The organism is Actinophytocola sp., assembly GCF_049647105.1.
Lineage (GTDB): Bacteria > Actinomycetota > Actinomycetes > Mycobacteriales > Pseudonocardiaceae > Actinophytocola.
The window spans coordinates 1-11,017 of record NZ_JBARWZ010000264.1; the positions used below are offsets into that span (position 1 = coordinate 1).

Annotated in this window: 9 protein-coding genes; 2 read left to right on the forward strand and 7 right to left on the reverse strand. The window is 71.2% G+C overall.

Annotation, left to right across the window (positions count from 1 at the left end; genetic code table 11):
* Nucleotides 1-77: 77 nt before the first annotated feature.
* A complete protein-coding gene (locus WBA97_RS31685; RefSeq protein ID WP_424234640.1) occupies nt 78-2,045 on the reverse strand; it encodes an alpha-1,4-glucan--maltose-1-phosphate maltosyltransferase in 1,968 nt (655 codons plus the stop codon).
* A gap of 121 nt (nt 2,046-2,166) precedes the next feature.
* Between WBA97_RS31685 and glgP the strand changes: the two genes are divergently transcribed.
* Complete coding sequence (gene glgP / locus WBA97_RS31690) at nt 2,167-4,671, forward strand: alpha-glucan family phosphorylase (RefSeq protein WP_424234641.1); 2,505 nt, start codon at nt 2,167-2,169, stop codon at nt 4,669-4,671.
* 242 nt (nt 4,672-4,913) lie between these two features.
* On the opposite strand, the gene WBA97_RS31695 is transcribed toward glgP, so the two are convergent.
* A complete protein-coding gene (locus WBA97_RS31695; RefSeq protein ID WP_424234642.1) occupies nt 4,914-6,020 on the reverse strand; it encodes a tetratricopeptide repeat protein in 1,107 nt (368 codons plus the stop codon).
* A 126-nt stretch (nt 6,021-6,146) separates the two neighbouring features.
* Between WBA97_RS31695 and WBA97_RS31700 the strand changes: the two genes are divergently transcribed.
* Nucleotides 6,147-6,686: a dihydrofolate reductase family protein gene (locus WBA97_RS31700; RefSeq protein WP_424234643.1), complete on the forward strand. Its 540-nt coding sequence runs from the start codon at nt 6,147-6,149 to the stop codon at nt 6,684-6,686.
* On the opposite strand, the gene WBA97_RS31705 is transcribed toward WBA97_RS31700, so the two are convergent.
* From WBA97_RS31705 to WBA97_RS31725, 5 genes are all read right to left on the reverse strand, one after another.
* Nucleotides 6,679-7,071 (reverse strand): rhodanese-like domain-containing protein, encoded by a 393-nt coding sequence (locus tag WBA97_RS31705; RefSeq protein WP_424234644.1) that lies wholly within the window; start codon nt 7,069-7,071, stop codon nt 6,679-6,681. The two genes, WBA97_RS31700 and WBA97_RS31705, sit on opposite strands and share 8 nt — an antisense overlap.
* Nucleotides 7,068-7,613, reverse strand: coding sequence for a cysteine dioxygenase (locus WBA97_RS31710; protein ID WP_424234645.1), 546 nt, complete (start codon nt 7,611-7,613; stop codon nt 7,068-7,070). The genes WBA97_RS31705 and WBA97_RS31710 overlap by 4 nt, the downstream gene beginning before the upstream one ends.
* Before the next feature lie 165 nt (nt 7,614-7,778).
* The gene (gene glgX / locus WBA97_RS31715) at nt 7,779-9,893 is read right to left on the reverse strand and encodes a glycogen debranching protein GlgX (RefSeq protein WP_424234646.1); all 2,115 of its coding nucleotides are present in this window, start codon (nt 9,891-9,893) and stop codon (nt 7,779-7,781) included.
* A gap of 33 nt (nt 9,894-9,926) precedes the next feature.
* Nucleotides 9,927-10,538, reverse strand: coding sequence for a hypothetical protein (locus tag WBA97_RS31720; RefSeq protein WP_424234647.1), 612 nt, complete (start codon nt 10,536-10,538; stop codon nt 9,927-9,929).
* Nucleotides 10,535-11,017, reverse strand: a 483-nt coding sequence (locus WBA97_RS31725; RefSeq protein WP_424234648.1) for a hypothetical protein, incomplete at its 5' end; no start/stop codon positions are given. The genes WBA97_RS31725 and WBA97_RS31720, both read right to left, overlap by 4 nt.

Sequence of the window (11,017 nt, forward strand, 5' to 3'; positions counted from 1 at the left end):
ACCGTGGACTCGCGGGTTCTGAACCGTGGACTCGCGGGTTCTGAACCGTGGACTCGCGGGTTCTTGGGGGGTTGGGGTTAGTGGGTTATGGAGAGGATGTGGGAGACGGCTTGGGTTGGGTCTAGGCGGACGTAGTTTGCCTGGTGCCATTCCCAGGTTGCGCCGGTTACCTCGTCGTGGACCAGCAGCGTGTCCTGCCAGGATCGGCCCAGGGCGGGTAGGTCCAGGTAGACCATGCCCTCCTGTGCGTTCTCGGGGTCCAGGTTCACGACCACGATCACCGTGTCGCCCGTTTTCGGGTCGTGCTTCGAGTAGGCGAGCAGGGCGTCGTTCTGTGTGTCGTGGAAGTGCAGTGTGCGCAGCTGCTGCAGCGCGGGGTGCGCGGCGCGGATCGTGTTCAGCCTCGTCAGCCACGGCTCAAGCGACCGGCCCTCGACGAGCGCGCCATCGAAGTCCCTCGGCCGTAGCTCGTACTTCTCCGAGTTCAGGTACTCCTCGGAGCCCTCGCGCACGGCCTCGTGCTCGAACAGCTCGTAGCCCGAGTACACGCCCCAGGTCGGCGAGTACGTCGCCGCCAGGACCGCCCGGATCGAGAACATCGCCGTGCCGCCGTACTGCAGCGACGCGTGGAGGATGTCCGGCGTGTTCACGAACAGGTTCGGCCGGCCCTCGTCCGCCCGCGCCACGATCTCCTCGCCGAACTCGATCAGCTCGGACTTGAACGTGCGCCACGTGAAGTAGGTGTAGGACTGCGTGAACCCGAGCCGTGCCAGCCCGTACAGCCGCGCCCGCCGCGTGAACGCCTCGGCCAGGAACAACACGTCCGGTTCGAGCGCCTTCACCTGGTGGATCAGCCAGTGCCAGAAGTTCGGCGGCTTGGTGTGCGGGTTGTCCACCCGGAAGATCCGCACCCCGTGGTTGACCCAGTGCATGACCACGCGGAGCACCTCCGCGTAGATGCCCTCCGGGTCGTTGTCGAAGTTCAGCGGGTAGATGTCCTGGTACTTCTTCGGCGGGTTCTCCGCGTACGCGATCGACCCGTCCGGTCGCGTGGTGAACCACTCCGGGTGCGCGGTCACCCACGGGTGGTCCGGCGCGCACTGCAGCGCCAGGTCCAGCGCGACCTCCATGCCCAGCTCGTTGCACCGCGCCACGAACCGGTCGAAGTCCTCGAACGTGCCGAGCTCCGGGTGGATCGCGTCGTGGCCGCCATCGGCCGAGCCGATGGCCCACGTGGACCCGACGTCCTCCGGTACGGAGATGACGCTGTTGTTGGGGCCTTTGCGGTTCACGTGCCCGATCGGGTGGATCGGCGGCAGGTACACCACGTCGAAGCCCATCCGCGCGACGCGGTCCAGCTGCTTGATCGCGGTGTCGAACGTGCCGTGCACCGGCTTGCCGGACTCGTCGACGCCCCCGGTGGACCGGGGGAACAGCTCGTACCAGGACCCGTACAGCGCCTTCGGCCGGTCGACCCACACCTGGTACTTGCGGCCGCGGGTGACGAGGTCGCGCAGCGGGTTCTCGTACATGTACTGCTGGATCGGCTCGTCGAGCGCCTCCGCGATGCGGCGTGGCAGCGGCTTGCCGGTGTCCCGCAGCGAGGTCGCGGCGGACACGAGCATCGCGCGCTCGCCGTTGTGCGGGAAGCGGCGTGCGGCGCGGTCGAGCAGCAGCGCGCCGTTCTCCAGGTCGTTGGCCAGCTCCTCCGAGGTCTGCGCGGCGCCGACCTTCACCTCGACGGTGTGACGCCATGTCGCCCACGGGTCACTCCACGCGTCGACACGGTAGGTCCACATGCCGGTGGCGTCGGGCGCGATGTGCGCGATCCACGTGTCGTCGTTGGGGTCGTCGACATCCATCCGGGTGAGGCGTTCACCTTTGTCGTGTGGGCCTCGCCACACCACGGTCGCGGCGACGGCGTCGTGGCCTTCCCGCCACACCGTGGCGCGCACCGGGATGTACTCGCCGACCACCGCCTTCGATGGGTAGCGGCCACAGCTGATCACAGGGAAAACGTCGTCGATGCCTAGGCGGCCACTCACCGGGAAAGCCCTCCCGCACGGTCCTTCGATTGATATTGAGGAGTGTGCCCGGTCCCACTCGCGACCACACCCCCGCCCCGCACCTGATTTTGGATCGGGGTGCCCGCTAGGGTCGGTCGACGTGAAAGCTGTACGCCGCTTTACCGTGCGCGCCGGTCTGCCCGAGTCGCTCGCCGAGCTTGAGACGCTCGCGACCAACCTCCGGTGGACGTGGCACCCGCGCTCGCAGGACCTGTTCGCCAGCATCGACCAGGGCATCTGGGACCGCCTCGGCGATCCGTTGCGCCTGCTCGCTGAGGTGCCGGCGAGCCGGCTCGAGCAGCTGGCGGAGGACGAGTCCTTCCGTGGCCGACTCGCGGAGGTGTCCGACGACCTGCGCCGCTACCTGTCCGAGCCGAGGTGGTATCAGCGACGCCGTTCGGAGCTGTCCGGCCAGGGCCGGATGGCGGAGTCGATCGCGTACTTCTCGATGGAGTTCGGCGTCACCGAGGCGCTGCCGAACTACTCCGGCGGTCTCGGGGTGCTCGCGGGTGACCACCTGAAGGCGGCGTCCGACCTTGGTGTTCCCCTGATCGGTGTCGGACTGCTGTACCGGTCCGGGTACTTCCGGCAGTCGCTGTCACTCGATGGGTGGCAGATCGAGCACTATCCGGTGCTCGACCCGAACGGGCTGCCGCTGTCGCCGCTCGTGGAACCGTCCGGCGCGCCGATCCTCGTGCACGTCGCGATGCCGGGCGGCCGCGTGCTGCGCGCCCGCATCTGGAAGGCGCAGGTCGGCCGCGTGCCGCTGCTGCTGCTCGACTCCGACGTGGACGGCAACGACGACGACCTGCGCGGCGTCACCGACCGGCTGTACGGCGGGGACCAGAACCACCGCATCCGGCAGGAGATCCTGGCCGGCGTCGGTGGCGTGCGGGCCGTGCGCACGTACTGCGAGCTGACCGGTCACCCGCAGCCCGAGGTGTTCCACATGAACGAGGGGCACGCAGGCTTCCTCGGCCTCGAGCGGCTGCGCGAGCTGATGTCGGCCCACCAGCTGTCGTTCGACGAGTCACTGTCCGCGGTCCGCGCCGGCACGGTCTTCACCACCCACACCCCGGTCCCGGCCGGCATCGACCGCTTCCCCGTCGACCTCGTGCAGCACTACTTCGGCGACGGCGCGCTGCTGCCGGACGTCGACATCCGCCGCATCCTCGCGCTCGGTGCCGAGGACAACCCCGGCATGTTCAACATGGCGCACATGGGCCTGCGGCTCGGGCAGCGCGCCAACGGCGTCTCCAAGCTGCACGGCCAGGTCAGCCGCGAGATGTTCGGCGGCCTGTGGTCGGGCTTCGACACCCGCGAGGTGCCGATCACGTCGGTCACCAACGGCGTGCACGGTCCGACGTGGACCGCGCGGGAGATGGCGTCGGTCGGCTCGGATCTCGACGACCACGGCCTGTGGCAGCTGCGCTGCGACCTGCGCAAACTGCTGGTGACCGAGGTGCGGCGCCGGGTGCGGGAGGCGTGGCTGCAGCGTGGCGCGTCGCCGCTGGAGCTGGCGTGGACCGACACGGTGTTCGACCCGGACGTGCTGACCGTCGGATTCGCACGCCGCGTGCCGACCTACAAGCGGCTCACGCTGATGCTGCGTGACCACGACCGGCTGCGTGCGCTGCTGCTCGACCCGGACCGCCCCGCGCAGCTGGTGGTGGCAGGCAAGTCACACCCGGCCGACGACGGCGGCAAGGCGCTGATCCAGCAGATCGTCCGGTTCGCCGACGAGAACGACGTGCGGCACCGGATCGTGTTCCTGCCCGACTACGACATGTCGATGGCCCGGTACCTGTACTGGGGCTGCGACGTGTGGCTGAACAACCCGACCCGCCCGCTGGAGGCGTGCGGCACGTCCGGCATGAAGTCGGCGCTGAACGGCGGGCTGAACCTGTCGATCCGCGACGGCTGGTGGGACGAGTTCTACGACGGCTCCAACGGCTGGGCCATCCCGACCGCCGACGGCGTGTCCGACCCGCTGCGCCGCGACGACCTGGAGGCGGCGGCGCTGTACGAGCTGCTCGGCTCGCAGGTGGCGCCGCTGTTCTACGACCGGACCGACGGCGTGCCCAAGCAGTGGCTCGCCATGGTGCGGCACACCCTCGCGTCGCTGGGCCCGCAGGTGCAGGCGTCGCGGATGGTGCAGGAGTACGTGAACACGCAGTACACGCCGGCCGCGACCGCGGTGGAGCTGGCCGACGCGGAGGGGTTCCGCGCGGCCCGCGAGCTGGCGGCGTACCGGGAGCGGCTGTCGGGTTCGTGGCCGCACATCCGGGTCACCTCGTGCGACCTGTCGCTCAACGGCTCGGACACCCCGGTGCTCGGTGAGCGGGTGGCCGTCCGCGCGTCGGTCGAGCTGGCCGGGCTGGCGCCCGGGGACGTCCAGGTGCAGGCGGTGATCGGCCGCGTCGCCGACAGCGACGAGCTGTTCGACGTGGTGACGGTCCCGATGACCCCGGACGGCGAGGGCCGGTACGCGGCCGAGGTGGCGCTCCCGCATGCCGGCGCGCTCGGCGTGACGGCCCGCGTGCTGCCCAACCACGAACTGCTGGCCAGCCCGGTGGAACTGGGCCGGGTAGTCCTGGCGAACTAGCACCCAAACCCGCGAGTCCACGGTTCGGGACCCGCGAGTCTTCGGTTGGGGACCCGCGAGTCTTCGGTTGGGGACCCGCGAGTCTTCGGTTGGGGACCCGCGAGTCCTCGGTTCGGGACCCCTGAGTTGGCGTTTCGTGCCTGACGGCGTAATCCACGAAACACCAACTCACCGGTTCTGAACCGTGGACTCGCGGGTTCCCAACCGTGGACTCGCGGGTTCTGAAGCGTGGACTCGCGGGGTTAGCTGGCTACTTCCAGGCGGGTTCGGGTGGTGGCTACTCGTGGCCACCAGCCGGCCAGGCGTTCCGCTTCCGTCAGCACCTGGCGGGCCGCGCGGTTGTCGCCTGCCGCCATGTGGGCGCGGGCGAGGGTGGCCAGGTCGTCGGCGCGGCAGAGGACGTCGTCGGCGGTGCTCGCGGACTGGCGGGCCAGCGTGATGGCGTCCTTCGGGTTGCCGCGCAGCAGCGCGACCATCGCCCGCGCGCCGTTGAGCCGGTGGTTCGGGTAGCCGAGGGCGGCCGCGTTCTCGATGGCCTGGCTGGCCGTGGTCAGGCCGACCTCGCTGTCCAGCTGCCCGGACTCGACCGTCGCGCACGTGAGACCGGCCAGCAGCGCGAAGGCGCCGGGGTCGTCGTCCACGTCGGACGTCAGCCGCACCGCGAGGACCACGGCCTCCGCGTACCGGCCCTGCGCGGCCAGCACACAGATCCGCGCGGCGAGCGCGGACCGCAGGCCGGGGTGGCTCATTCGCAACTGGGCCGCCAGGTTCTCCGCGGTCGCGATGTCGCCCGCCTGCGCCGCCCGCATGGCCCGGTCCACCAGCGGTGCCGCCTGCCCGGCGCCCGACCGGGGCAGCCGGAACAGCAGCCAGCCCGTGGACGTGGTGGTGGCGGTCCGCGTCGGGACGAGTGACACCGCCAGCGCCGCGACGGCCGCCGCCGCGAAACCCAGGGTGAACGGTCCGTCCTCGGTCACGACCGCGCAGGCCGCCAGCGCCACCTCACACGCCAGCCCGGACAACGCGACCACCCGGATCCGCTCCGCGGTCGCCGCCCGCACCGACACCGAAAGGATGATCGGCACCGCGCGCAGCGTCACGATCCGGTGCGGTGTCGGCCAGTCCGCGACCCTCGGCCCGGTGCCGATCACCAGCCGCCGCAGGGTCACCCCGGGCACCAGCACACTCGCCAGCAGCCCGGCCTGGCTCGCCACCACCGCCGCGAGCCCGCCCGCCGCCGCGCCGAGCAGCCCGGCGACGGCGTCGGGGCGCGTCAGCACGACCACCACGGCGACGGTCGCGGCCGTGGCGAGCCAGCCTGGCCTGAACAGAACGTGAACAACCCGCACAATCAACAGACGCTACGCGGCGGGCGCGCCACGCCCACTGTCTTCCTGGACAGCCGAAAGGGCAGCGGCGATGAGTTGCGTCCCGCGCGGGGGTCTACCTGTCGCACACCGGCACAGGAGGCAACGATGAGCAAGGTCCTCGTCTTCGCGAGCATGTCGCTGGACGGTTACGTCGCGGGTCCGGACGTCTCCGCCGACCACCCGATGGGTGTCGGTGGCGAGCGGTTGCACGACTGGATGTTCACCGACCCCGCCCTGCCCGACCGTGCGGTCACCGACGGCGTCCGCGCCGAGACCGGCGCGGTGGTCGTTGGCAGACGGACCTTCGACGTCGGCCTGAGGCACTGGGAGGACGTGCCGTACCCGGCGCCGACCTTCGTGGTCACGCACGAGACGCGGCCGGACCTGCCGCAGGCCGGCGGCACGTTCTCGTTCCTGGCCGGGGTCGAGGCCGCGGTCGAGCGGGCGAAGACGGCCGCGGGGGAGCGGACCGTGACGCTCATGGGCGCCGACGTGCAGCGGCAGGCGCTGGCCGCGGGCCTGGTGGACGAGGTGCGGATCAGCCTGGTGCCGGTGCTGCTCGGCGGGGGCGCGAAGCTGTTCGACGGCCTGCCCGCGATGACGTTCTCGGGACCGGTCGGCCAGGTGTCCTTCGCCGTCAGGTGACCGCCTGTGTGCCACCGTCCTGGACGGGCAGGCCCGCGTCGCGGTAGCCGAGGAACCCGTCCACCAGGTCGGTGGCATTCGACAGGCCGACGGCCCGCAGGTCGCGGGCGGCGAAGCTCGACGCGTAGCCCTCGTTGCAGAACACGACCACCGTGGTGGCCTCGGTGAAGCCGTCGATGCGGTGGTCGCCGTGCGGGTCGAGGCGCCACTCGAGCACGATCCGCTCGATCGGCACCGCGCCGGGGATCTCGCCATCGGCGACCCGGTTGTGCAGAGGGCGGATGTCCACCAGCAGGTGGTCGTCGGGCAGCCGGGCGAGCTCCGATGCCGCCACCCGGTTCAGCCCGGCGCGGGTCCTGGCCAGCACCTCGTCCACAGCGCTCACGGTTCGACCGGCTCCTTCCGCAGTTCTTCCAGCGACCGCCTCGGCGGCAGCGGCGGGATGACCGAAGGGATGTCCAGCAGCGATTCGTACTCCCGCGTCGGCACGAGCGGCGGAGAGTACGCGTGCACGCTGGCCGCCTTCTCCACGGTCGTGTTCCACACCTGGTGCGCGCGGCCCGCGCCGAACCCGAGCGCGGCGCCGGTCCCGTGGGACCGGTTGCCGACCTCGGTGCCCGGGTAGCGGTAGGTCTCCGACAGTGTGCCGAGCACGACCGAGAACGCGCCGGACGCGCCGCCGTGGTCGTGCGGGGCCGTGTGCTGGCCCGGCAGCCACGACAGCAGCCACACCTCGACCTCCTCGGTCAGTTCGAGGCGGGCCCACCAGCGCTGCGGGCTCGCGAACCGGACCTGCGCGAGCAGTTCGTCGCGGTAGATGGTGCCGATGGTGTCGACCAGATCACGCAGCTCGTTCGGGGTCCACAGCGGACCCCGGGCGCGGACCAGGGAGGAGATGGACAGGGCAGGGGCAAGTGCGGTGGACACGATGGTGCTCCGGTGAGGGTCGCCGCTGATCAGGGACTTCGGATCACGCGGCGGTACAGCCGCACGAGGCGACCAGAAGCAGGTCCACCGTGCGGTCGCGCCAGAACACCAGCGACCGGAACATTCACCGATCCTGACACGCTTGCCACATGGTGGCCACTCGTCTCACGCAGTGGTACGGGGCGTGCGGTACACCAGCAGGGTCCGAGCGGGCACCGTTATGCGTTTGCCCGCGTCGAGTGGGCTCTGGTCGGCCGGTTCGCCGCGTGGGGTGCCGCTGTCCAGCACCGGCACGAACGCGTGGCCGAACGCGGGCCCCGGCAGCGTCACCTCGACCGGCTCGTCGCCGGCGTGCAGCAGCACGAGCCTGCTGTCGTCGGGGATCAGCTCGCCGCCGCGGTCGCGGGACAGGCTGGTCGACCCGTCGATCCACATGCCGAGCGTGCGGCGCGCGTCGTCGAACCAGTCGTGGTCGCTCATCGGCTCGCCGTTCGGGGCGAACCACACGAGGTCGGGCTTGCCGGAGTGCGTCGGGCGGCCGTCGAAGAACTGCGGCTGGCGCAGCGCGGGCGAGGTGGCGCGCAGCGCGATCACCTTCCTGGCGAACGCGAGCAGGTCCTCGGCGCGCTCATCCGGCTCCCACGACACCCACGAGACCTCGTTGTCCAGGCAGTACGGGTTGTTGTTGCCACCCTGCGTGCGCCACCGTTCGTCGCCCGCGGTGAGCATGGGCGTACCGGTCGACAGCAGGAGCGTGGCGAGCAGGTTGCGCACCTGCCGGTCACGCAGCGCCAGCACCTCGGGGTCGCCGGTCTCGCCCTCGACGCCACAGTTCCATGACCGGTTGAAGTCCGCGCCGTCGCGGCCGCCCTCGCCGTTCTCCTCGTTGTGCTTGTCGTTGTAGGACACCAGGTCCCGCAGCGTGAAACCGTCGTGCGCGGTGACGAAGTTGATCGACGCCCACGGCCGCCGGGTGCTGGCCGCGTACAGGTCCTCCGACCCGGACAGCCGGTAGGCGAGGTCGCGCACGTTCACCCCACCACGCCAGAAGTCCCTGACCCCGTCCCGGAAGCGGTCGTTCCACTCGGTCCACTGTGGTGCGAACCCGCCGACCCGGTAGCCGTCCGCGGTGGCGTCCCACGGCTCGGCGATCAGCTTGCAGCGGGACAGCGACGGGTCGACGGTGATCGCGGTCATCAGGGCGGAGTCGGGGTCGAACCAGCCGCCGCGCGGGCGGCCGAGCGCGCTCGCGAGGTCGAACCGGAACCCGTCGACGCCGAGGTCGTTCGCGAAGTACCGCAGCGAGTCGGTGACCAGCCGCACCACCTCGGGGGAGCCGGGGTTGAGCGTGTTGCCGCACCCTGTGAGGTCCACCGTGGACCCGTGGCGGTCGTGCAGGTAGTAGGCGGGCGCGTCGAACCCGCGCAGCGACAGCGTCGGCCCGTCCACCCCGCCCTCGCACGTGTGGTTGAACACCACGTCGAGGATCACCTCGATGCCCGCCGCGTGCAGTGCGGCGACCATCGTGCGGAACTCGGTGACCTCATGGCCCGGCTCGCTCGCGTACGCCTCGTGCGGCGCGTGGAAACCGAGCGTGGAGTAGCCCCAGTAGTTGCGCGTGCCTCGGCGCAGCAGCGACGGCTCATCGGCGATCGTGTGCACCGGCAGCAGCTCGACCGCGGTGACGCCGAGCCGGACCAGGTAGTCGATGACGGCCGGGTGCGCGAGCCCGAGGTAGGTGCCGCGCTGGTGTTCTGGCACCTCCGGGTGCAGCCGGGTGAACCCACGGACGTGCAGCTCGTAGATCACCGTCTCCTCGAACGGCGTCTCCGGTTTGACGCCCGTGTCGACGCCGCCGGGCGCGGTGACCACCGACAGCGGCACGTGCCCGAGTGAGTCCAGCGTGGACGGCCCGCCGGTCATCGGGTCGCCGTCGTACCCGAGGACCGCGCGCGGGTCTCCGACGGTGCCGGTGATACGCCGCGCGTACGGGTCGACGAGCAGCTTCGCCGGGTTGCAGCGCAGGCCGCGGGCGGGCTCGTACGGGCCGTGCACGCGGTAGCCGTAGCGCTGACCAGGGGTGACGCCGGGGAGGATGGCGTGCCAGATACCGAAGGTGCGCTCGGTCAGCTCGATGCGCCGCTCGTCGCCGCCCTCGCCGATGAGGCACAGCTCGACGGCGTCGGCCACCGGCGACGTGACCGCGAACCGGACCCCGCCCGCCTCCGGGTGGGCGCCCAGCGGGAACGGGGATCCGGGGAGCACGTGATCGGCGGGCATCCCTCCATCTTGCCCGGTGCGCGGGCCGCGTGATCAGAGTTGGTAGGTGTGATTCTCGAACGACTCCTCGACGTCGGCCGGGGGCCGGGCGGTCCTGGCGGGCACCCGCTCACCCCGCGCCGACGTCACGACCTGGCCGAACAGCAGCTGGTGGGTGGCCCAGCCGTGGGTGGAGGTGCAGGCGAGGGTGAGCAGCAGCAGTTCGTCCTCCTCGGCGATGAAGGCCTGGAGCTGCAGCGTGAGCGGCCGCCGCGCCCGCACCTGCTCCACCCCCGGCACCCGCTGGGCGATGACGGCGGGTCCGAGCGCGGTGCCGACGACCAGCGTCTCCCTGATGTCCGGCCCGCCGACGTCCTCGAGCGAGTCCCGCAGCGCCGCGGCCGTGTCCGGGTCCCAGCCGGGCGGCAGGTCGAGCACGACGCCGGTGAGCACGGCGGGCGCGGCGCCGGGCGGCGCGACGATCGCCATGAGCACCGCGCCCTCCCGCGTCGCCGTCTCGACCGCCTCGGTCGCCAGCGCCTCCAGGTCCGCGCGTCCCGTGGTGAGGCCACGGAGCTCGCCGACGATGGCCGCGTACTCCTGGACGGCCAGCTCGGGATGGTCGATGGGGAGCCGCCAGACGGTGTCGGGCAGATCGACGATCATTTGAGAGCTTCCTTGCCGAAGTCCTCGATGGCCTTCTCCAGCTGCTTGGGCGTCGGGTTGATGCCCTGCTGCAGGAACTTCAGCTCGGCCTTCTGCTGCGGGGTGAGGTCCACCCCGGCCTTCTCGGCGATGGTGGAGCCCTTGTCGACCAGGTCCGCGTAGGCCTGGTTCTGCTTGGCCTCAAGGCCCAGCCGCTGCAGCTCGGCCTTGCGGTCGGCGAGGTTGGCAGGCAGCTCGCGGCCCTCCCGCTTGGCGACCTCGCGGCCTGCCGCGGTCAGGTCGCGGGAGACCTTGCCGTCGAGACCGTGCTTCCGCATCTTGTTCACGTTGTCGAACAGCCCTGGCAGTGCGCCGCTGCGGGCAGCGGCCTCGATGTCCTTGCGGGCCGCCCGGATCGCGGCCTTGGACCCGCGCTTGGCCACGACCCGGCCACCGCTGCGGACCGCGGCGGCCGCCGTGCCGCCGCCGGGGATGACGCT